This window comes from Tenacibaculum aquaeponti, assembly GCF_057221555.1.
In genome coordinates this window covers 3,418,152-3,440,662 of the sequence record NZ_CM170147.1, presented here as the reverse complement: position 1 = coordinate 3,440,662, position 22,511 = coordinate 3,418,152, and the positions used below count along the sequence as shown (strand labels likewise).

General features: G+C 28.2%; 29 protein-coding genes. 4 read left to right on the top strand and 25 right to left on the bottom strand.

Features of this window, described 5'->3' with window-relative positions:
• Positions 1 to 3 precede the first annotated feature (3 nt).
• From AC2TEO_RS15755 to AC2TEO_RS15690, 14 genes are all read right to left on the bottom strand, one after another.
• Complete coding sequence (locus tag AC2TEO_RS15755; RefSeq protein ID WP_442265734.1) at positions 4 to 507, bottom strand: Dps family protein; 504 nt, start codon at positions 505 to 507, stop codon at positions 4 to 6.
• Positions 508 to 799: 292 nt separating this feature from the next.
• Positions 800 to 1,048 carry a hypothetical protein gene (locus AC2TEO_RS15750; RefSeq protein ID WP_442265733.1) on the bottom strand — a complete coding sequence of 83 codons (249 nt, stop codon included), beginning with the start codon at positions 1,046 to 1,048 and terminating at the stop codon, positions 800 to 802.
• 120 nt (positions 1,049 to 1,168) lie between these two features.
• Entirely contained in the window at positions 1,169 to 1,300 is a 132-nt protein-coding gene (locus tag AC2TEO_RS15745; protein WP_442265732.1) for a hypothetical protein, read from the bottom strand.
• Positions 1,301 to 1,698: 398 nt separating this feature from the next.
• Positions 1,699 to 2,736: a helix-turn-helix domain-containing protein gene (locus AC2TEO_RS15740; RefSeq protein ID WP_442265731.1), complete on the bottom strand. Its 1,038-nt coding sequence runs from the start codon at positions 2,734 to 2,736 to the stop codon at positions 1,699 to 1,701.
• A 238-nt stretch (positions 2,737 to 2,974) separates the two neighbouring features.
• A complete protein-coding gene (locus AC2TEO_RS15735; protein WP_442265730.1) occupies positions 2,975 to 3,781 on the bottom strand; it encodes a hypothetical protein in 807 nt (268 codons plus the stop codon).
• Entirely contained in the window at positions 3,778 to 5,058 is a 1,281-nt protein-coding gene (locus tag AC2TEO_RS15730) for an NADase-type glycan-binding domain-containing protein (RefSeq protein WP_442265729.1), read from the bottom strand. Before AC2TEO_RS15730 ends, AC2TEO_RS15735 begins: the two co-directional genes overlap by 4 nt.
• A 36-nt stretch (positions 5,059 to 5,094) precedes the next feature.
• Positions 5,095 to 5,802, bottom strand: a complete 708-nt coding sequence (locus AC2TEO_RS15725; protein WP_442265728.1) for a YqjF family protein — start codon at positions 5,800 to 5,802, stop codon at positions 5,095 to 5,097.
• Positions 5,803 to 5,866: 64 nt separating this feature from the next.
• The gene (locus AC2TEO_RS15720) at positions 5,867 to 6,337 is read right to left on the bottom strand and encodes an SRPBCC family protein (RefSeq protein WP_442265727.1); all 471 of its coding nucleotides are present in this window, start codon (positions 6,335 to 6,337) and stop codon (positions 5,867 to 5,869) included.
• A gap of 49 nt (positions 6,338 to 6,386) precedes the next feature.
• Positions 6,387 to 7,280 carry a TIGR01777 family oxidoreductase gene (locus AC2TEO_RS15715; RefSeq protein ID WP_442265726.1) on the bottom strand — a complete coding sequence of 298 codons (894 nt, stop codon included), beginning with the start codon at positions 7,278 to 7,280 and terminating at the stop codon, positions 6,387 to 6,389.
• Positions 7,281 to 7,288: 8 nt separating this feature from the next.
• A complete protein-coding gene (locus AC2TEO_RS15710) occupies positions 7,289 to 7,660 on the bottom strand; it encodes a hypothetical protein (RefSeq protein ID WP_442265725.1) in 372 nt (123 codons plus the stop codon).
• Between the two features lie 2 nt (positions 7,661 to 7,662).
• Positions 7,663 to 8,007, bottom strand: coding sequence for a hypothetical protein (locus tag AC2TEO_RS15705; RefSeq protein WP_442265724.1), 345 nt, complete (start codon positions 8,005 to 8,007; stop codon positions 7,663 to 7,665).
• Positions 8,008 to 8,011: 4 nt separating this feature from the next.
• A complete protein-coding gene (locus AC2TEO_RS15700; RefSeq protein WP_442265723.1) occupies positions 8,012 to 8,833 on the bottom strand; it encodes a thiol-disulfide oxidoreductase DCC family protein in 822 nt (273 codons plus the stop codon).
• A gap of 21 nt (positions 8,834 to 8,854) precedes the next feature.
• On the bottom strand, positions 8,855 to 9,196 hold the full coding sequence (locus AC2TEO_RS15695; RefSeq protein WP_442265722.1) for a hypothetical protein: 342 nt from the start codon (positions 9,194 to 9,196) through the stop codon (positions 8,855 to 8,857).
• 38 nt (positions 9,197 to 9,234) lie between these two features.
• Complete coding sequence (locus tag AC2TEO_RS15690) at positions 9,235 to 9,741, bottom strand: GbsR/MarR family transcriptional regulator (RefSeq protein WP_442265721.1); 507 nt, start codon at positions 9,739 to 9,741, stop codon at positions 9,235 to 9,237.
• 106 nt (positions 9,742 to 9,847) lie between these two features.
• Here AC2TEO_RS15690 and AC2TEO_RS15685 point away from each other — a divergent pair, with 106 nt between their 5' ends.
• The 3 genes from AC2TEO_RS15685 to AC2TEO_RS15675 all read left to right on the top strand — a co-directional run bounded on the left by AC2TEO_RS15685 (position 9,848) and on the right by AC2TEO_RS15675 (position 11,461).
• A complete protein-coding gene (locus tag AC2TEO_RS15685; protein WP_442265720.1) occupies positions 9,848 to 10,306 on the top strand; it encodes a hypothetical protein in 459 nt (152 codons plus the stop codon).
• A gap of 71 nt (positions 10,307 to 10,377) precedes the next feature.
• The gene (locus AC2TEO_RS15680) at positions 10,378 to 10,860 is read left to right on the top strand and encodes an RNA polymerase sigma factor (protein ID WP_442265719.1); all 483 of its coding nucleotides are present in this window, start codon (positions 10,378 to 10,380) and stop codon (positions 10,858 to 10,860) included.
• The gene (locus AC2TEO_RS15675) at positions 10,844 to 11,461 is read left to right on the top strand and encodes a hypothetical protein (RefSeq protein ID WP_442265718.1); all 618 of its coding nucleotides are present in this window, start codon (positions 10,844 to 10,846) and stop codon (positions 11,459 to 11,461) included. Before AC2TEO_RS15680 ends, AC2TEO_RS15675 begins: the two co-directional genes overlap by 17 nt.
• A gap of 51 nt (positions 11,462 to 11,512) precedes the next feature.
• Here the strand turns inward: AC2TEO_RS15675 and recQ are convergent, their stop codons facing one another.
• From recQ to AC2TEO_RS15650, 5 genes are all read right to left on the bottom strand, one after another.
• A complete protein-coding gene (recQ, locus tag AC2TEO_RS15670) occupies positions 11,513 to 13,618 on the bottom strand; it encodes a DNA helicase RecQ (protein WP_442265717.1) in 2,106 nt (701 codons plus the stop codon).
• A gap of 68 nt (positions 13,619 to 13,686) precedes the next feature.
• A complete protein-coding gene (locus AC2TEO_RS15665; RefSeq protein ID WP_442265716.1) occupies positions 13,687 to 14,238 on the bottom strand; it encodes a TlpA family protein disulfide reductase in 552 nt (183 codons plus the stop codon).
• Positions 14,239 to 14,347: 109 nt separating this feature from the next.
• Positions 14,348 to 14,980: an NAD(P)-dependent oxidoreductase gene (locus AC2TEO_RS15660; protein ID WP_442265715.1), complete on the bottom strand. Its 633-nt coding sequence runs from the start codon at positions 14,978 to 14,980 to the stop codon at positions 14,348 to 14,350.
• An 80-nt stretch (positions 14,981 to 15,060) separates the two neighbouring features.
• On the bottom strand, positions 15,061 to 15,843 hold the full coding sequence (locus AC2TEO_RS15655; protein ID WP_442265714.1) for a helix-turn-helix domain-containing protein: 783 nt from the start codon (positions 15,841 to 15,843) through the stop codon (positions 15,061 to 15,063).
• A gap of 62 nt (positions 15,844 to 15,905) precedes the next feature.
• The gene (locus tag AC2TEO_RS15650) at positions 15,906 to 16,328 is read right to left on the bottom strand and encodes a hypothetical protein (RefSeq protein WP_442265713.1); all 423 of its coding nucleotides are present in this window, start codon (positions 16,326 to 16,328) and stop codon (positions 15,906 to 15,908) included.
• Positions 16,329 to 16,439: 111 nt separating this feature from the next.
• On the opposite strand from AC2TEO_RS15650, the gene AC2TEO_RS15645 reads away from it, so the two are divergent.
• On the top strand, positions 16,440 to 17,096 hold the full coding sequence (locus tag AC2TEO_RS15645) for a DsbA family oxidoreductase (RefSeq protein ID WP_442265712.1): 657 nt from the start codon (positions 16,440 to 16,442) through the stop codon (positions 17,094 to 17,096).
• A 195-nt stretch (positions 17,097 to 17,291) separates the two neighbouring features.
• On the opposite strand, the gene AC2TEO_RS15640 is transcribed toward AC2TEO_RS15645, so the two are convergent.
• From AC2TEO_RS15640 to trpC, 6 genes are all read right to left on the bottom strand, one after another.
• Positions 17,292 to 18,020 (bottom strand): hypothetical protein, encoded by a 729-nt coding sequence (locus AC2TEO_RS15640; protein ID WP_442265711.1) that lies wholly within the window; start codon positions 18,018 to 18,020, stop codon positions 17,292 to 17,294.
• Positions 18,021 to 18,194: 174 nt separating this feature from the next.
• Positions 18,195 to 18,962, bottom strand: a complete 768-nt coding sequence (gene trpA, locus AC2TEO_RS15635; protein WP_442265710.1) for a tryptophan synthase subunit alpha — start codon at positions 18,960 to 18,962, stop codon at positions 18,195 to 18,197.
• Between the two features lie 89 nt (positions 18,963 to 19,051).
• Positions 19,052 to 20,227, bottom strand: a complete 1,176-nt coding sequence (gene trpB, locus AC2TEO_RS15630; protein ID WP_442265709.1) for a tryptophan synthase subunit beta — start codon at positions 20,225 to 20,227, stop codon at positions 19,052 to 19,054.
• Positions 20,228 to 20,255: 28 nt separating this feature from the next.
• Positions 20,256 to 21,014, bottom strand: a complete 759-nt coding sequence (locus tag AC2TEO_RS15625; RefSeq protein WP_442265708.1) for a hypothetical protein — start codon at positions 21,012 to 21,014, stop codon at positions 20,256 to 20,258.
• Positions 21,014 to 21,658, bottom strand: coding sequence for a phosphoribosylanthranilate isomerase (locus AC2TEO_RS15620; RefSeq protein ID WP_442265707.1), 645 nt, complete (start codon positions 21,656 to 21,658; stop codon positions 21,014 to 21,016). The genes AC2TEO_RS15625 and AC2TEO_RS15620 overlap by 1 nt, the downstream gene beginning before the upstream one ends.
• A 1-nt stretch (position 21,659) precedes the next feature.
• A complete protein-coding gene (trpC, locus tag AC2TEO_RS15615) occupies positions 21,660 to 22,448 on the bottom strand; it encodes an indole-3-glycerol phosphate synthase TrpC (RefSeq protein WP_442265706.1) in 789 nt (262 codons plus the stop codon).
• Between the last annotated feature and the right edge of the window lie 63 nt (positions 22,449 to 22,511).

Sequence of the window (22,511 nt, the reverse complement as noted above, 5' to 3'; positions counted from 1 at the left end):
ATTTTAGGCTAATACAATATCGGCCTTTAATTGAGATACTTTACTTTTAGTCCAAGCATTTAACATCCAGCTTGTTTTCTCTAAATCTTTAACGTATCCTCCGATTAAATCTATTGTTCCTTCATCGTGTACTTTTTCAGCTTTCTTAATTACTATATTCATTTGATATAATAACTTCTTATGATCTTCTAGTAAAATCATTACCATATCTCTATCTGTTTGAAATGGCGAATTTTCTGAAATTGATGATATTTTTAAATATCTACTGTATCTGCTGACTGGATGAAATTGCAGAGTTAAAATCCGTTCGGCTATTTCATCTATTTTTCCTCTTGCGTCGATATACATTTCCTCAAATTTTTCATGCAACTTAAAAAAGTTTTCTCCTACAATATTCCAGTGAAAATTTCTTAATTTTTGGTAGTATATATGATAGTCTGCTAATAACTGGTTTAACTGTTTAGCTACTAATAAATTTTCTTCTTTATTTCTTGTTAAATAATTCATTATCTTAATGTTTTTTGCGCAATCACTATATGGATTGCTATTCGTAGTTTTTTAAAAAAGCCCTGCACTGTTATGTACAGAGCTTGTAGTAGAGTAATGGTATTACTCTGATTATTGGGGAAACCAAAATCTATTGAAAATCTTTATTGGTAAATAAATTGAATTTGAATCCCTCTTCTTTATCCTTAGTAAAAATTATTTTTACTTTTATTTTTAATAAAAACTCTATGCTTTATATCGAGTTTATTACAAAAGAGTTAGAACGCTCTAGGTATTAAAGTAATTGAATATTTTAATCTGTTGTTGTAAGTATAAACTCAAACTCCTCGTTATTATCGTCTATTGCTGTAATTTTAAAATCTCGATTTTCATTTAACCTTACTTCTCCAGTTAAATTATCTAAATTATTTAGCGTAGTCGTATCCATTAATATCATATCTGGATTTGCCTTTTTCTTTGCGAGTAATGAAGTTTCCTTATCTAATTCATAATTTACCATATAAGCATGGTCGAAATACTCATCTTTATCAAAATCTGTCATAATTATTTTAGTTACTTCTATTGGAGTATCTATTCGATCTTGATTTAATTTGTAGCGATCTTTTTTATCGAACCTAACAGGCGCTTCTTTTAACGTAATTACTTTTACATTTCTGTAAGTTCATTTATCGTTTTCTAAAACTTTTATTTTTCCTTCTTCAACAATTTTAATAAAATCTGTTTTAACTATATCTTGTTGAGAGAATAACATTCCAAAACTAAAAATCATAGCTGTTAAAAATACTTTTTTCATAATGTATATTGTTTTTAAAGTGAGTAGTAAATTGCTTTTTAGATGCTTACTATTTGACATCTTGCATTTATGCTTTTAAACAAATACATTACAAAATTAAGCAGGCTTTATCTTCTTCTTTAGCTCATTTAATTTCATTCTTAACTCATTTAATAAAAAGCTTTATTTATTTAAAAATTTATAATAAATGAATCAATATAAATTATCACTTTTTCTCATTTAAAACTTATATTTAATAGGTAAATATTGAAATATGAAAAAAATAAATAAATATTTAAAAATTAGACGAAAACGTTCTAAACCAATAGATCAAAAATATTATAAAGCCAATAATATTGTAGTTATTTTAGGTGTTATTGCTTTAATCGGTTTTATAATCCTTGCTATAATTTTAAATTTTAAGCGATCTTAATTTTAGATTCTTTTTTGTTTTTTAAAAACTGACTGGGAGTTAAACCATATTTACGCTTAAAGATTTTTGAAAAATAACTTCTACTACTAAAACCTATGGTATATACTACTTGAGATATGTTATAGTCTGTATTATTAAGTAAATCTCTTGCTTTTTCTAAACGAACATGTCTTAAATATTCAATTACAGTTCTAGAAAATAATAATTTGAAACCTTCTTGTAATTTTACTTGAGTAAGCCCAATTTCATTTGCCATGTGTTCTACTGTATAATCTTCAGAAACATTTTTTGTGACTTTGGCAGCTAGCTTTCGAATTAATTTAATCTCTTTTTTTGTTAAATCTGTTACAAACTCTTTTTGTTTTTCAACATCTTTATTGTGTTGTAACATATGTTCAGATAGGATCTGGTAAATGATTCCTTCTTTCATTAGAATGCGAATCATTCCTTTCTGTTTTATCTTATTTAATTGTTTTACAAGATTAGAAAGTTTTAAATTGTAAGTTCCAAAGTAAGCAAAAGTATTTTCATGTTGTTTATCATGAAATACTTCATATAGTTTTTGATTAAGAATTGAAGCATCATTTAACCGCTTATTAATAAACTCTTTTCTACTTACTTGTATAAGGTTAATGTGATTTTTCACATCTTTTTCAAAATAACCAAAATTATATCCACCTTTTTTACTTGTAATTATTACTGGTTGAAACTGATCTAATTTTCTTTTTTTATCTTCTAATTCAAAGCGATGTAGAGAATATCCTTCTAAAGTGTAAACGAAATGAATAGGATTATACATTGTAGTATCCATAATCAAATGAATATCATGAAAAAAAGTAATATCATATTCTAAAAGACTTCCTCCCCATTCAAAAGTTATAAAAGTAATTTTCCCAAAAGCATTTTCGTTATTTACATTCAAGATATATTCTCCCCATCTTTCAGTGATTTTTCCTCCAATAATTTCTTGAATTTGTTTAACAGTATCTTCTGTTGTTGTTGCAGTAATATGAATTTTTTTCATGTTTTAAAATAGGTACAAACAAATATATTAAATATCACCTACTAAAGTATTCCTTAGCTTCCACAGAAACTTAAGAAACTTCTAATAAAAAACTGGTATTCCTTTTTTAATATCTTTTTAGTTTAGAAAAACACAATTAGATAAAAATATTTAAAGTCATCTTATAAAATTCAAACCTTATTCTTGGGAAGAAAATTTAGACAACTTCGTATCCCAAGCTAAATAATAAATTCAAGTATTATAGTTTCCAATTATAAAGTTTGAAAGGAGACTTTATTAAACTGGTTTTACCAAAAGGTGTAATTTCAACTTTGTTCTCAAAAGCGTGTATTAAAAGATCTTTTTCGTCTATTTTTCCTATCACACCTTTGTCTTCATATAAAACCGATACTTGAAAACCAAAATGAAGAATTGTACCGGGTTTAATATTATCTGTTTCTTCTACATATTTATAGAGATTTCTTGGTCCGCAATAAGGAATTTTATGTCCTAGTTGTCTCATACCATAAATTGCTAATTCAGCGCAATCACTACCAATGGCTAAGTCAGTTTGGTGTCCATAATCTGGAATAGTTTTCGGCGGAATAATAAATGGTAAGTTTAATAGCTCTGTTAAAATACCAGTGTAAGAATTATCTCTTCTAACTATGATTTGAATAATCGATTCAGACTCAAAATGAATTGGTTTATTCGATTTTATTAAACTTTTAGGATTCTTAAACCTCCCGTAATAATAAGTTCCAGATGATAGGTTTGATAAATCAAGTATTTTATTTTCTGACTTATTTTGTACTTCAGAAACCTCATAATCTATCTTTAGTATATTTTGTTTCTTACTTGATAAATTATCGTATTCTTTTAGAACTGGCTTGATATTATACCACTTTCCATGAGCATCTGTTTCTAGTTTTATATGATCTCCTTGAATTATTCGAATTGTTGATTCATAAACAGGAAGATTATGATTTATAGATACTCGTATTTTAGAGTTAAATGAATTTTTTCCTATGAATAGTAGAAATATATAACAACTTATTATTTTCATCTATACCCTAAAAGAAAAAGTTCTGTAATACAAGTATCATTATACTTAGTTCCTTTATACACTTCTAAAATAGTAATCGTTACTTTTTTTATTTTCAGATATCCTTCACCAAAATCTCCAACCTTGGTTACTAAATCATAAAAATTATTGGTATTGATACTCGAGTATTTTTTGTCTTCAAAAGTTTTTTCGAAACTTGAGGTTTGTGTCTTTTTAGGATCATTATAATCAACAAACTCCATTTCAACTTTTATCTTTTTTAAACGATTATTCTCTAAATATGTACTTGCATTTTTAGTATAGCCGTTGACTAAACAAATCGCAGCTAAATTGTAATTATCTAACTCAACTTCTATTTTTTCACCTATTCCAGCTCCTTTTTTTCCTTCAACCCAAACAGTTTTAAAATTACCATCAAATAAGTGTGATTTTTTATAATTACCTTTTAATTGAGAAGAAACTTTTATCTTTTTAAGATACTTTTTATCTATTCGATTCTTCAACAAAAACTTAGAATACTTCTCGGATTCGTTTCTATAAGAAACAAATAGTGGTAATTCTTTCTTTAAATCAAAATTACTTTTACTAAGCGAGTAAACGCCTTCGTTTTCTTGAAGTTCAATTCCTTTAAACTCTAACTTTCCTCCTTTATTTATAACTTCTGTAGCATCTACTTGTATATTCATTGTTTGAACTGTTCCATTTCCCCATTTATGAGCAGGACTGAAGTCATAAATAAATTTTCTATCATCATAATTTTCAAAAAAGCTTTTACTTGTAGACCAATCTGTAAAACTGTTTTTAACCTTATAGCTTACTTTAACTGTAATTATTTCATCTTTTTCTATTGAAAAATTCATCACATGCCATTTTCTTTTTACTGAAACTTTTTCATTATCAAAATTTCTAGTCTCAGATTCGAAAACAGAAAGATCAATTTGACTTTTAAATGGTAACTGTTTAGCATTGATTGAAAAATTAAAATTCGATAACAAATCTTCATCAAACCCCCAATCTGAATCAGTAATAAATTCTACAGGAAAACCATATGTAATATCTTCTTTAGAGTAACCTATATTTTTTAGAACATAATTTACCATTACATAGCTATAATCACCTTCTAACTTAATTTTTAAATCCTCATTGATTAATTTAACACTGGCATGTTCCATTAAAATAATATCGCCAGTTTTGTGAAACGTTGAACCATCTATTGGTCCGCCATTGGCAAAAATTTTAAGTGTAATTATAAAAAATAAAGCAAATATCTTTTTCATAGTTATTCATAGTTTTAAAATGTAAACTTAAAAAAATTACAGCGATTTTTTTCCTTCTACAGAAACTTCTGAACCTTCTAATAAAAATACTGATGTTGGTTTTTTATCTTTTAGAAACTCAAAATCATCTCCATAATTTGTTTTGAAATCTAATTCTACTTCTGTTTTATGTACTGGATAAAACTGCCACGATGGGTGTTTTACTTCATATTCTGTAGTTTCTCTTACATTCTTTTCTGAATATCCCCAATAATGTTCAGCTATGAATTCAATTTCTGAACCTGGTAATATTTCTTGTTGTTTGGTTGAAGCTTCTACAGCAATACGATTCCATTTTTTTTGCTTCTTCCATTTATATTCAACATTTATCTTTTCCTTAGTAATATTCCAATGATGTTGCATTGGCAACGTCTCATAATGTTCGTTATAAATTGTATTTGCTACGAAAGTAATTGCAGATTTGGGTACAATTTCTTTAATAAAAACAACTCCTCTTTTTGTTTCTCCTTCGTGTTCTCTTTTTACATAAAACCTTAGGTTGACTTCTTCAAAATTGACATGAAAAGGGACTTTTATACCTAATAATTTTGTGTTCAAAAACATAAAACCAACCACACTCACATAACATTTTCCATCAAAGAAATCTAGCGATGTTCCTTTTGGTACATAAGATTGTAATATTTCTGGATTAACTGAATAATTAATCATCACTAACTTTCGCCATTCTGCTTTTAAAAAACTCATATTTCAAATGTATTAAATAATATTACCTCAACTTTTTAAACTGAATTTTAATGCCGCGTTAAGATTACATAATCTCTTTCCATTTACCCGATTCAGCATAAGACTTTATCGTATTATTTCTTTCTACTAAAAAGCGAATCATGTACTTTTCTAAGAAAAGATAATCTACAAATTTACCAAGTAATCCAAAAGGTGAAATATATTCCATAACATCTACCAATAATGTGGTATTATTTTGATACGAAAAGAAATGTTCATGTCTAAATTTCTTAAACGCTCCTTTCACCATTTTATCTGCAAAATAGCTCGACGGAACACAACCTGTAATTTTAGATGTAAAATTCTGATAAACTCCTAAATGTTTTGCGCGCCAAGTAACAGTTTCTCCTAATTCTATTAATCCTGATTTTCTTCCAGCTACTACTTTTTCATTTGTTTCATGAGTTGAAATTTTATGCAACTCAATACTTCTTGATAAATCGAAAACTAATTGTTTCGGAGCTTTTATTTTAGTGAATAACATGATTGTTGGCATAATTTTATTTTTAATTGTTCAACTTCTATTTACTACTTTTCTTATTTCATCATATTTTAAATTCATAAAAATTATCCGTTTGAAATTGAAACCCTAAATCCAATAATTTTTTCGGATACACATTTCTACTTTTTAATAACAATTCCGTTTCTGTTCCAATAAATTGTACTCCTAGTTTTAACATCCATTTTGGTGATGGTAAACCCAATGGAACTTTTAATTTTTGTCTCAATTCTTTTTGAAATGCTCTATTCTCAATAGGATTAGGAACACACAAATTGTAAACTCCGGATTTTTGAGTAATTAAAAAATCTATGGCGTTTATATAATCTTGCTCTGAAATCCAACTGATATATTGTTCTCCATCACCTTGCTTCCCTCCTAACCCTAGTTTTGTCATTCTTTTCATTATTGGAAATGCTCCACCTTTATTTCCAATAACAATAGATGTTCTTGTAATTATTTTTTTAGTTTTTAGTAATTCAAAAGCATTAAAAACTTGTTCCCATTTCTTGCATACATCCATAGAAAAATCTATTCCTATTTCTCCGTCATCTTCAGTCATTAATTTATCTTTTGAATGCCTGTAAATCGTTGCTGAAGAAGACTGAATAAAAACTTTAGGAGGAAACTTTAACTCTTGGATAACTTCACATAATACGCTTGTACTTTGTAATCTACTTGAATAAATTTCAGCTTTATTTTTAGCTGTATATCTACAATTCACCGATTTGCCGGTTAAGTTGATTAATAGATCTGTGTTTTCTAAAAAGTTAGTCCAATAACCTTTTGTTTTTCCATCCCATTGTAAGTAATTTACATTTTCAACATTTAACTGTTGTGTTCTAGTTAAAATGTAAATCTGATTTTCTTTCTTTTTTCTATAGTATTCGGTAAGCAACTTCCCCAAATATCCAGCTCCTCCAGCGATAACGATTTTCATAACTAACCCTAATTTTGTGTTCTTAAATTTTCTCTTTTACTTGCTTTTCTTCCTTTTAAAAAAAACATGATAAATACAATCATTACTACACCTAAATAGACTGAAAAACCTCCAATTTTTGCACTAAGTGTTTCTACTAAATCTTTGTAATCTGTTAAGGAATAAATTTTTATAATTTTTAAAGCAAAGCCAATGTTTACTAAGTAAAAACCAATCTTAAATAGTTTATTTGTAGCCATAGCAATTTCTTGTTGCTGATTGAAAATATCTAGCATAAATATTTTACTATTCTTAAATAAATGTTGCGATACAAAAGTGGTTAATCCAGTACTTATTGGTAAATAAATGGCATAAGCTATTAATACTAATGTTGTGTTCATAATTACTTGTTTTTAAAATGTTTGTGTGATATATATATTGTGATTAGATTTATTCCGTGTAGAAAGGCAATGAGTAATAAAATAAGACTCAATCTTCCAGAAATTTCTTCTATCAATTCTTGAATATTTACGATGTTATTTAAACTATTTAGCGTGAAAACAACAATTCCTAAATTCAATAGATAATAGGCTGTTCGTAAAACTTTATTGATTCCGTTTGCGAAATTTAGATCGTTTGGAAAAAAATTAGTGATGTATGTTTTTCCGTTTTGATAACATTCATTTCCAACATAAACTATGGTAATTCCAGAGATGAGAATGTAAACTATGTAGGTTACAATATCCATAGTATTATCCGTTTAAGATGAAAAATAAAATGATCGCTCTATATCCAATCCAAGTCCAACTTAAATAATTTGGTAACTCTAATAATTTGATTCTTCTTTTATGTTCAAAAAACATGAAACCAACAACTCCAGAAAAAGCAAATAAAATCAACCATTGTGGAAAACTAACTATACTATTTAATACGATTAATTGAAACAAACCAATACAACCGATTAATGAAACAGTAATGAGGTTTCCGGTATAATTCAAAATGCTTTTAAAATCTTTATTGATAATAAATACAGTTTGAGTAACTATTAAACCTAATGCTAGCCAAATTTCTCTTGTAAAACTCGCTTTTGGTAAAGCCTGAATCATATGCGAAAATTGAAATAAGGTTATTGCAGTTATTAAAGTTCCTAAAACAATAAATAACAATCTGTATTTCACATTAAAATCTGGAGTGCATTCTAATTCTTCAAATGCTTTCTTTTCTGAAGGAATAATTACTTTTCTATTATAAGAAATCAAAGAATATAACTTTGATAATCCATATTTAATAGGTTTGAAGTTTCCTATTTTTTCTACAATTGGAAATGAATTTCCTATTACTTTTAATAAACTATCGATACCATAAGTAACTTGTTTATTTTCTCTATCGACTAAAGCTATTTCATTTACAGCTCTTTTTACATCTATAAACTTTCTCTCTTTTGCTGTTATTTTACCGAAAGACTTTCTTCCCTCTGTATCTAACATTTTAGCTTTAACAAAAACGCTAGTATAAAAGTTACATAACGGACAATCGGTATCGTATAATAATGTATGTTGATTTAAAGTTTTCATATTTTCAAAAATTATTGAAAGTTAACAGTCAAATTTTTTTAACTCTATAAAAGCAGTTAAACTATAAGCTAGAATTAAAGGCAGCCTAATAAAAAATATTGATAAAAGAAGACCATTGAAATTTGGATTTTTTATCAAAAAAATGAAATAAACTAAAACAATTAGTAAATAACTTCCTATAAAATATTTACCTTTTATATTTAATGTTTCCCATCTTAATCCCAAGGAAATAGCATATAACAATTGTAAAAAACCCAAAGGAATAGCGAATAGAGCAGCAAAGCCTAAATTGTTACTATCAAAAATACCTGAGAGTAATAAAATCGTAAAAATTAACATTAGTATTCTATTTATATATTTCATAGTTTCAGAAATTATTGAAAGTTTGTTTTTAAATTTTTTTACTTTTTTATTAATTTGGTAAAATTAGATAATAACCAGTGCTCGTCTGCTTTAATTGCTTTCTCCAATAATCCATTAAACATACCTGTTACTGATAAAATATCTTTCATTAGTTTACGAAAAACCTCAGCATCTTCAGAATCTTCACTTACATCGTTTTGCAACTCTTCTAATACTTTAAGTACAGGTTCTATTTCTCTTTTCTTACGTTCTTTGGTTACTTGTTTAAACAGCTCCCAAATATCTTTATCAGCTACAAAAAACTCTTTACGCTCTCCTGCTACAAACTCTTTTCTTACAATTCCCCAATCGATTAATGCACGAACATTCATATTTACATTTCCTCGAGAAATTTTTAAAGCTTCCATAATTTCATCTGCAGATAAAGCTTTATTAGTCGCTAATAATAACGCATGTACTTGAGCCATCGTTTTATTTATGCCCCAACTTGTTGCTAAACTACCCCAAGTTTGTATGTACTTTATTTTTGCGTCTTCTAACTTCATGGGACAAATATATATGTTTTTTCTAAACTTTCAAAAAATATTGAAAATTAAAAATATTAAAATATATTTTTAATATCTCTAAAATTGTAAATTTGAAAAAAAAACTATGTCTAAATACATCTACATTTTACTCATTTTGTTCATTATTTCTTGTTCGAATGAAGATAATAACCTTCCTACAATAGAAATGGAAAAATTTTATGGCAAATGGTATACTAGAAAAGGGTGTGAAGATCAAAACTTCATGATTTTTTCTGAAAATGGAATTTACTCAAATCGATATTCTTTTAATGAAACATGTGCTACAAACGAAAGTAATACTTTTGAAAGCACTGCTAATTATACAGTAATAAGAAATGAAATAAACTATGATTTTTTAACTATAGGTGAAGTTATAATTGAAGGATCTAACGACAATACCGCAACAACCGTAACTGATATAAATTACTCACAAGAAAGAGTTATTGAACTTACTGATGAAATTATGGTAATAGAAACTGAAATAAGACACGATTATAGGGAAACCAGGTACTACACTACTACTTTCTATAGAAGTCCAAATTAATTTTATTATTTTTTTACTTTCTATGTAATATTTTTAAACCTGAAATTACTAATCAGGTAAAGAATATATTTTTGAGTAACGATTTTTATATTACATCAATATTACCTCATTCAGGAATTATAATTAAAATCTGTAGAGCCTACACAGATTCTGAAGAAGATTTTGAAGATTTCTATCAAGAGGCTTGTTTACAAATTTGGAAAAGTAGAAATGCATTTCAAGAGAAATCGAAATGGTCTACTTGGGTATACAGAATTACTTTAAATGTTTGTTTAACCTTAACAAAAAAAAATAAGAAAAAACATTTAAATAGTGATCATTTTTTAGAACCATCTGAAGGAAATAAAGCTTTTGAGAATGAACATTTGAATTTATTATACGATGCTATTAAAAGGCTTTCTGAAGTAGATAGAGCTATTATTTTATTACATCTTGAAGAAAATCCTTACAAAGAAATTGCTGCAATTATTGGAACTAGCGCTAACAATATTGCTGTTCGAATTAACAGAATTAAAAAACAATTAAAAATATTACTTGATGGAAAAATCAATTGAAAAGATATGGAATGAAGCTTTTATTGATGAACAATCTTTAATTGCTCCGAGGATTAATAATTTATACAATCAGAAATCAAAATCTATAGTGAATAAAATTAAAAGAACCTATGAATTTGATAATAGAGGTTTATTACCAATCGCTGGAATTGTAGCAATTGGAGGAATATTATTATCGGAAACCATTATTGGTTTGTATGGAACTATTTTGATTCTATGCTTGTATTATTATAATACAAAACTACTAAGTAGATTCTCTAACTTAGATGTAAAATCAGATAATTTAACGTATTTAAAAAACTACAGAAGAGTAGTAAAATCAGTTTCTTTAGCAACAAAACGAATGTTCATTTTTGTAATTCCGTTTGTTGTTTTATCAATTTTCATTTTAGCGTTCTTTGTAAAAGAAAAAAGTTTCTTGTCTCGATTTATTAAGGAAGGAACTACATTTTTAGAAATTATAGGAATTGGCGGATCGATAGCTCTTATTTTTTCAATAATTGCTATGCTGGCATTTAAACTTTCAACTAAGTTATTATATGGTACTTTATTCTCTAAATTAGATGATCTAATTAACGAAATCGAAGGATTAAAAAGTTAATAAACTATAATCGTCATCTCAGTTTATGAAGATGACGATTTTTATTTAGTATCAAATTGATTTCTTCTGTAAAATAGTTAAAGCTACTCGAATTTGTTCATACGGAACTTTCTCACCAAGAAATTCAAAATACGGCTTTAATGCAGTTTCATTTTTCAATACTTTTTTCGCATTTGCAACTTCTTTTATTGTTTCTGGTGAAGTAAACTGGTCTAAATTAATATCTTTTCCTTCTAGATATAATTTAGATAAATGCGAAAATATTGTTGGCGTTTTTAAAGCTCTAGCTTCTGCGATTTCTTCAATAGTTAAACCTTGACTGTATAATTTATAGGTTTCTAAAGCTGTGTTTTTTTTACCTCTTTTCTTTTCTTGAAGGAAGTTTTTAATCTCTTCCATAAACTCACCTCCATATACTTCAAGTTTACGCTGCCCTACTCCACTAATAGATAAAAACTCATTATCTGTTAACGGACGTTCTTTTTCTATTTCACGTAATGTGGCGTCATTAAAAACTAAATAAGCTGCAATATTTTCTTCCGTTGCTATTTTATAACGTAATGCTCTTAAACGCTCAAATAAACTGTCTTTTTTAACAGTCTTAGTTGTTTTAGCTACTGTTCTTTTTTCTTCTTTTTTGATTTCTAAAGGTGATGTTAATTGAATTTTTTCTCCATCGAACAATACCTTTTTAGAAAAATCTGTTAACTGTAAAGCATTATTTAAATGAAATGCAATTTGACAATAACCTTGATTGACCAATTGCACTAAATAATGCTGCCAATCTCTCCAAGAAATATCCTTTCCTACTCCGTAGGTTTTTAGTGTGTTGTAATTTTTATCTAAAACTGTAGCATTTTGTGCTCCTCTAAGAACATCAATTACTGTTCCCATCGCTTCTTTTCCTTTCAACCTGAAAATCGCTGATAAGGCTTTTTGAGCAATTACAGTTCCATCAAAAAATTGAGGCGGATTTTTACATACGTCACAATTCCCACAGTTTTCTTCAATTAGCTCTCCAAAATAACTCAATAAAATCTTTCTTCTACAAACTGTAGCTTCTGCAAACTGTTTCATTCGATCTAGTTTTGCTTCTTGAACTTCTTTATTCGTCGTATTTTCTATGAATTGACGCAATTGTATTACATCTGCATAACTATGAAATAATAAAGCCTTAGCCGGTAAACCATCTCTTCCTGAACGTCCAATTTCCTGGTAATACCCTTCAATATTTTTAGGCATATTATAATGAATTACCCAACGTACATTCGATTTATCGATTCCCATTCCGAAAGCAATAGTTGCACAAATAATTTGAACATCATCTTTTACAAAAGCTTCTTGAGTTTTTGCTCGTTCTTCAAAAGATAATCCAGCATGATATGCTCTTGCATCTATATTTTGTTCTTGTAATTTTTTAGCTAATTGCTCCGTTGCTTTTCTACTTAAACAATAAATAATTCCAGCTTCATCTGGAGTTCTTTTTATAAAATTTACAATCTGCTTAATTCTTTCATTTCCTGGACGAACTTCTAAACTAATGTTAGCTCTATTGAATGAACTGATAAAACGTGTAGCGTGAGTAATTACCAATTGTTCTACAATATCTTCTTGTGTTGCCTTATCTGCTGTTGCTGTTAATGCAACTATTGGAACTTCTGGTAACGATTTTTTTAGAAAAGCAAGTTGCTTATATGATGGTCTGAAATCGTGTCCCCAAGACGAAATACAGTGTGCTTCATCTATAGCGATACAACTTATATAAGTCTGATTTAAAACATTTTGAAGTAATGGTAAACTTTCTGGAGCTACATATAACAATTTAATTTTTCGTTCTGCAACAGCACTAAAAACAGCGTCTTGATCTTCTTTAGATTGACTACTATTATAAAACATCGCCGGAATACCATTTGCTCTTAAACTATCAACTTGATCTTTCATTAAAGCAATTAATGGTGAAATAACTAAAGTAACTCCTTCAAAAAATAAAGCTGGTAATTGGTAACAAATTGATTTACCTCCTCCAGTTGGCATAATTACAAGTGTATCTTTTCTATTTAACACATTTGTAATTATTTTTTGTTGATCTAATCGAAAACTATCATAACCAAAGTTAGTTTTTAACTTCTCTAACAATTCTACTTCTTGGTATTCCATTCGGCAAAAATAGGTATAAAGAGGCGTTTATTTTTAGTTATATTTATTGAAATTAAAGGTAAAAAAAGTTAATTTGCTTCTATCAATTTATCGATACTTTCTCTAAAACCTTTACTATTCCAATTTGCAGACCCTGATTTATCTACCCTAATATTTCCTTGCGTATCTATTACAAAAGTTCTTGGGATAGAAGTTACAGGTGGTAGTTCTTTTGGAAAATCCTGATTGGATTGATAAACAGGAAACTCATATCCATGTTTTTTAAAGAAGTCGTTTAGTTCTTTAGCACTATCGTTAGTTATAAATACAAATTCTACTTTTTCTTTGTAATCATTATAAAATTCTTGAATGTAAGGTAATTCTGCTATACAAGGAGGACACCAAGTTGCCCAAAAATTTAAAAAAACAACTTTTCCTTTAAATTCAGAAAAATTGGCGTCATAAGTATTTAAACCTGTTAGCTTCCAGTTATAATTAAATATTCTTGCACTTCCTTCTACCTTTTCTACTGTAGGTGAAAAAGATATTTGTCTTATGAACCAAACTCGACTTGGTTTATATAAAATTAAAAATAACAAACCTATAAAAAGGACGTTAGATAATGTAAAGTATTTCTTCAAATCTGTTTAAATTAAGAAAAAGTACGAGCAAAAGTACTCATACTTTTTTTCCCTTGGTCTATCAATTTAAAAAAAACTAACATGTAGTAATCTAAAACTTTAGTTAAACTTAATGAGAAACTCCTGGCGACTTTAACAAGTACATATTGGTTCTCAGCTGTTTTAAAATAAAATCTGCTACATCTGCTCTTGATATTTTTAACTTTAAAGATTGTAAACTAGATGGAAATCCGTGTAAATATTGTTCTGTTTTTTCTCCGTCAGTAAAAGCACTTGGTTTTACAATCGTCCAGTCTAAATTACTTGCTCTTACATATTTTTCTTGTAATTCGTGATCTAGAAAAACTTGCTTTAAAAACCATCCGAACATAATATACTTCCAAAAGAAATTTAAATTATTATTGCTTTCTCCTGTACCTAAAGTACTCTGACAAATTAATCTTTTAACATTATTTTTTTCCATGGCTTCTATAATATTTTTTGTTCCGAAAGATCTAACTGAACTTTTTCTACTCTTACCAGAACCCAAAACAATAATTACAGCTTCCTTTCCTTTAATGGCTTCACTTACATCTTTTTTATTAAAAACATCTCCTTCGAAATATTGTAGTTTTTTATTACTCACTTCTGATAGTTTACGTTTATCTCTACAAAATGCTGTTACATCGTAACCTTGTTCTAACGCCTGATTTACAACATGCTTACCTACTGTTCCTGTTGCTCCAAATATTATAAGTTTCATATGTATTTATTTTAAAATTACACCACAAAATTATTTGTAATGTCTATCTTAAAATTGAACAAAACCGACAAAGTGAAGATTTAAGCAATTTGATTTAAATAAAATTTTGGTGTTTGACCTGTGTAACTTTTAAAGGTTCTTATAAAATGAGATTGATCTGAAAATCCGCTATCTAAACCAACATCTAACAAAGTATCGAATTTAGATTGACTTAATAAATGAATAGAACTTTGAAACTGAATAATTCTGGCAAACTGTTTTGGTGTTAAACCTACATAATTGATGAAATTTCTTTCTAAGGTTCGTTCTGTTATAGGAACTATCTCTAGAATTTCTTTTACTTTTATTTGGCCTTTTTTCTCTATAATAATTCGAATTACTCGTTCTATCATAGCATTTTCTGAAACTGTATTCGCCTTAATTAAACTTCTTATTAAGTTAAATAAAATTGAAATCTGCTGATTTATTTCAGAAGTTTTTACTAATTCGTCTCGATAAAAGTTCGTATTTACATGATCTAATTGTAATAAATCGTAACAGTCATCATTAAGAACTTTTGGAGCAATTCCTAAGAGATATTTTGAAGCAAATGGATATAGTTGAACTACAATATATTCGTGAACACCTTTTACACCCAAAGAAATAGGCTGTAATGTTTGTCCGTATAAAAACAACTCTGAGAGTTTTTTCTCTTTTGGAAATAAATAAAAACCTTCATCAGAAGATTGATACATAATGCCAGGGTAACCATCTGCATACAAAGGAATGTTCGTATGAGAATTTTCATTTGTATTACTTCCAATCATAATACAATTCACATAAGGAAGTATATCGTTTGGTAATATGTATTCTGTCTTATACATTAGGAAATCCTAAAAATATAAATTTTACTTAAGTTTTTTTTAAACTCGTATTAAAATTAGATCTAACTCAAAAAAACAAAAATTAATAAAGCGGCTATAAAACCAAAAATACTTGTAAACCAACCCAAAGATTTAGATTGTGTCCAACCAGATAAACTTACAACAGTTATTTGAGAAGCAATACCAATCATAAATGCGATAAAAGATATTATTCTAGGAAACATAATTTTTTCATGACTTGCTTCTAAAGGATAACCTTTAGTAGTCATCAATAGGATTTTCGTCATTCCAAAAATTGCTATTAAAAATGCTAATGAAGAAATTACAGAAGTTTTAAAAATTATACGCTTTAGCTTTGTATCAAGTTTTCCAATTAATAAGGTTACAACGGTTGTTAAGGAAAAACCTCCTAAAAAAGTACATATAAGAATAAATTGTCTTGCTAATTCGTTCCAATATTCAAAAGATAGATTATCTAGTTGCATTATGTAATAATTATAAGCATTAAAAAATAGTGTAAGTTTCAACTATCTTTTCCTACAAATAGAAAAAATAGTATCATTTTTTAGATCATAAAAAAAGATCAAAATAAACTTATGAAAAATACATTAAAAATAGATATAGTTTCTGATGTTGTTTGTCCTTGGTGTACAGTTGGATACAAACACTTAAAAAAGGCAATTGATGAATTAGGTATTGCAGATCAAATAGAAATTGAATGGCAACCTTTTGAGTTAAATCCACATATGCCTGAGGAAGGACAAGATTTAACAGAGCATATCACTCAAAAATATGGTTCAACAAAAGAACAACATGAAGCATCTAGAAACAGGTTAGTAGAAGCAGGAGCTAATGTTGATTTTAAATTTGATTTTTATGAAAACATGAAAATCGTAAATACTTTTGATGCACATGTTTTATTAGAATATGCTAAGCAATTTGGAAAACAAACAGAATTAAAAATGCGCTTAACTACAGCCTATTTTAGTGAGCGTAAAGATGTTTCTAAACAAGAAGTTTTAAAACAAGCTTTATTAGATGTTGGACTTAATGCAGAAGAAGCTTTAGCTAAATTAAATGACGATAACGCTCGTTTTGAAGTTCAAAGTAACAAACAAAATTGGCAAAACTTAGGTGTGCGTTCTGTACCGACTATTGTTTTTAATAGAAAAGAAGCGGTAACTGGAGCACAACCTATTGGAGTATTTAAAAATATTTTAAGAGAATTAACTACACAACCTTCAGCAATTTAAGGTTGATATTAATTATATGTTTGGTCGAAAACCTCACTAGCTTTATGTTAGTGAGGTTTTTAATTATTCTTTAACTTCTTTTTTGAATTTCTTATCGTTCTTACTTTTATCATCAAACAATAATCATCTTAAATTTTTCTTTGCGTTTAAACCAAAATGTGTAATAGAAACTTTACCAAAATTATACACCACAGATCAATTTTGAAAATCATAAAAATTTAGTTTTTTAGCATTTTCTATATTGTAAATTAAATCCAAATTATCTTTATTTTTATCATTAAGAAAGTGCCAGTCATGATTCATTTTTGATTTGTAAACTTCATAATCACATCCTCCATTTTCCGTGATAGCTACTTTATTTACTTTAAAAGTCCCTTCTCCTAAAAATTCACGATTAAGATTCCAAAACTTCCACTTCCCAACTTTATATTCATAATTATAATTCGTTGGTACAACACCGCAAAAAGTAAAACTTGCTTGTTCAAACTTTCCTTGTCCATAGATATTACCAAAATCATAGATCCAATCAAACCTATCAATATCTGTTAACACATCATATTCATCATCAGCAATTCCTATTTGAAATTTTCTAATACTACCTTCAGGATTTTTATGTACGATATAAATCGTATCCCTATTAATTAAGATTCTAACATTTTTACCTATAATTCTGTAATAAGTGGCTTCTTTTAGTTCATCTACTTCTTCTAGTTCTGTTAAATTATTTATTAATTTCTGTATTGCTAAAAATTCTAAAGAATTTGGTTCTATTAAAATAAGTTTTCTATGAAAATCTGTCATAGTAAAATCTTTTCTAAATTCTAAAGTATCGTTATCCTTTATAATTTTATCTCTTTTATTACTACAAGAAAACATGAAACAAATCAATATTGATAAGCTAATTTTAGTAATATAATTTTTCATATTTATTTTTAAAACTTCCAATCTACGACAAATACACAAAAATTTTATCTCAACCATTAATAAATATGAAGTAACATTAATTTAACAAGTAATTATTCATAAAAAAACTGAAATATTCAAACTAATTCAGTTTAAATATTTCAGTTTTTAAAAATTATAAATTAAGGTATAGTTTTATCCTTTAATTCCTTTTACGAAATCTGCAATTCCATCAACTCCATTTTTATCTAAGCTTTTAATAAATGCTGAACCGATTATGGCTCCATTACCATATTCACAAGCTTTTGAAAATGTTTTGTTATCTGAAATTCCAAAACCAATAATCAATTTACTTTTTAAATTCATTGCTTTAATTCGCTCAAAATAATCAATTTGTTGTTGAGAAATTTCTCCTTTTGCTCCTGTAATTGCTGAAGATGCTACCATATAAATAAAAGATTCAGTTAAATCGTCTATTTTACGAATTCTTTCTTCAGAAGTTTGTGGCGTGATTAAAAACACATTTGTTAATCCGTATTTTTTAAATAATGCTCTATAATGTGATTCGTATTCAACCATTGGTAAATCAGGAAGAATTAACGTATCAATACCACAATCTACTACTTTCTGGCAGAAAGCTTCTTCTCCGTATTTTATGATTTGATTTACATATCCCATTAATACTAATGGAGTTGTATTCGTATCTTTTATCGCTATTAATTGTTCAAAAACAACATCTAGGTTCATTCCATTTTTTAAAGCAACAGTACTACTATGCTGAATTGTTGGTCCGTCTGCTAACGGATCAGAAAAAGGTAAACCAACTTCGATAAAATCTACACCGTTACTTCCTAATTTATCTATAATTTCAGCAGTTTGATTTAATTCTGGAAATCCTGCAGTGAAAAATATAGATAATAAATTATGTTCTTGTTTTTGAAATATTTGTTGAATTGAGTTCATGATATATAATGTCAGTTCGAGCGGAGTCGAGAACTAATTTAATTGTCAAACCTTTCGACTCCGCTCAAGGTGACAACACTATTTTTTTATTATTTCAAATGCTTGATATAAGTTTCTAAATCTTTATCTCCTCTTCCTGATAGGTTAATTACTACCGTTTGATCTGGCTTTAAATCCATTTTTGGCAAAACAGCTAAAGCGTGAGCAGTTTCTAACGCTGGAATAATTCCTTCAATTCGGGTTAACTCATACGCCGCTTGTAATGCTTCATCGTCTGTTGCATTCATAAACTTAGCTCTCTTTGTATCATGTAAAAAAGCATGTAATGGCCCAACTCCTGGATAATCTAATCCTGCAGAAATAGAATAAGGCTCTACAATTTGTCCGTATTCATCTTGCATTAAAATTGTTTTACTTCCGTGAATCACACCTACTTCACCTAATTGAGAAGTTGCTGCACTTTCACCAGAATTCACTCCTAAACCAGCAGCTTCAACAGCAATTAATTCTACTTCTTCATCTTCTAAATAATGATAAAAAGCTCCCGCTGCATTACTTCCACCACCAACACAAGCAATAATAGTATCTGGATTTTCTTTACCTGTTTTTTCTTTCAACTGCCATTTCATTTCTTCTGAAATAATAGCTTGTAAACGCGCTACCATGTCTGGATGTGGATGCGGACCAACAACTGAACCGATTAAATAAAACGTTTCTGGGTTTTGAATCCAATAACGAATGGCTTCGTTAGTTGCATCTTTTAAAGTTTTACTTCCACTAGTTGCAGGAATAATTTTTGCTCCTAACATTTTCATACGAGCAACATTTGGTGCTTGACGTTCAATATCAATTTCACCCATAAATACGGTACACTCTAATCCCATTAAAGCACAAACTGTTGCGGTTGCTACACCATGTTGACCAGCTCCTGTTTCGGCGATAATATTAGTTTTACCTAATTTTTTTGCGATTAAAATCTGACCAATCGTATTGTTTACTTTATGAGCTCCAGTATGATTTAAATCTTCACGCTTTAAATAAATAGTTGCTCCATATTTTTCAGATAAACGCTTTGCTAAGTATAACGGACTAGGTCTACCCACGTAATCTTTTAACAATGCTTTATATTCCTCTTGAAATTCTTCTGATTCTATAATTTGAATATAATTATCTTCAATCTCTTTTACATTTGGGTGTAACAATTCTGGAATAAATGCGCCTCCAAATTGTCCGTAGTACCCATTTTCATCTGGATTATATTTCATGATACTTTTATTTTGTGTGTTGTGTTTGTTATTTCTTAACTATTATTTCTTCGTTTTTAATCCACTTTTCAAGTAATTGTTTATTCGTACTTAATTCAACTAAATAAAACTTAAAAAATGAAGCAAAAACTGTTGATTTCTGTATGGTTTCTATACCTACTTTTCCATCTAAATAATTGGAATGAATGAGATATAATTCTCCTTTTTTCTTAAGAATATATCCTACATGACTTTCATCAAAACCAATAAAATGAATCCCTTCGGATAATACTTCTTTTATTTTCTGAATGATTTTGTCTGTCTCATGATCAAAAACCTCAATTACTTTATTGTCTAAAACTAGTGTTTTAGCTTCGTTAATGGGACTTTGCTGTGCTAATTGATATCTATTTATATTGAATCCAATATGTTTTAATGTTGTTGAAATAAAATATCCACATGCAATTTCTCCTTTTTTAGGCATTGATGTATGCCCCTCAAAAGACCAAACTGTTCCTTCCCATTGAGGAATAATTCTATGCAATAATGCTGTTTCAAAAAACTGACTTAAAGAATCGAATTGCTTACGCGCTAACAAATTTCTTTTTTGTTCAAGAACTGTATTTCTTATTTGCTGATATGTTCTTGTCTTATCTTCAGTTAAAACAAATTCTTGAAGATTTTTAATTTGATGAATTTTAGGTTGATTTTTTTCTTCAACTATCTTTTCTACTTTTTCTTTTTCTTGACTTTTACAAGAAATTAGAACTGTAGTAAACAGTATAAAAAATTGACCTAACTTTCTCATTATAAAACTTGATTAATAAACTTCTTCAAATCTTTTACCGACTTTAAACCAGGTTTTTTTTCGAACTTACTGTTAACATCCAAAGCATAAACTGGTAAATCTGTTTTTATAATTTCTTCCACCTTTGTTACTTCATGTAATCCAATTCCGCCACTTAAAAAGAATGGTTTCTTAGAATTATAATCTTCTAAAACTTTCCAATCGAACGTAACTCCGTTTCCTCCGCATTCCTTTCCTTTGGTATCGAACAAGAAATAATCGACTACAGCTTCATAAGGTTCTAAAACAGAAAAGTCGAACTCATCTTTAATTCCAAAAACCTTGATGATCTCTACTTTTGGTAATCGTTTTTCTTCTCGACTGCTCTCGAGGTGACCTTTCAATTCTTTTATATATTCGACAGATTCATCACCATGTAATTGTAAAGCTTCCAATTTATATTCTTCAGCAAGAGAAACTAAAATCTCTAAATACTCATTTACAAATACGCCTGTTTTTTTTATTCCTTTAGGAATTTCAGGAATGATACCTTCAAAATTTCGTTTTGATTTTTCGTAGAAAATAAAACCTAAATAATCAGGCTTTAATTCAGCAACTTGCCGAATATTATCTACATATTTCATTCCGCAGATTTTTAATTTCATTTTATCTAATTTGATTGATGAAATCTAAACAAGCTTCTCCTGGATTTTCTTCTTTCATAAAGTTCTCACCAATTAAGAAACCTTGGAATCCGTATTCTTTTAATCCAGTTACAATTCTAGGGTTACTAATTCCACTTTCAGAAACTTTTACTGCTGAACTTGGGATTTGGTTCGCTAGATTGATAGAATGCTCAAGATCTACTTTAAATGTTTTTAAATCACGGTTATTGATTCCTATAATCTTATGATCTAAATCTGAAATCTTGTCTAAATCTTGCTGATTATGTACTTCATATAAAACTTCTAATCCTAAATCGTTGGCTAACTGACCGTAATTCTTAATTTCTTCAGCAGTTAAACAAGCTGCAATTAATAGAATAACATCTGCTCCAATTGCTTTAGCTTCTACAATTTGAAATCCGTCTACAACAAAATCTTTACGCAAAATCGGTTTAATCGAATTTACATTTCTAGCTTCCATTAAATCGGCCATTGTTCCACCGAAAAAAGAAGTATCGGTAAGTACAGATTGCGCCGCTACGTTTGCATCTAAATATCCGTTAGTAACTTCAGCAACGGTAACTTTATCATTAATAATTCCTTTTGAAGGAGATTGACGCTTAAATTCTGCTATGATTCCAGTAGAATTTTGTGCTGTTAAAGATGCTTTTAATGAAATTGGAGTTCTTTTAAAACTCGGACTTTCAACTAGTTTTTTAACAGGAACTTCTGCCTTTATTTTTGCTATTTCCTGTTTTTTAAAGTTTACTATTTTCTCTAAAATTGTCATTATTCTATTTTTTCTGTCACTTCGAGTGAAATTATTTGTAATGAAATGAAAAATAATTTTGTA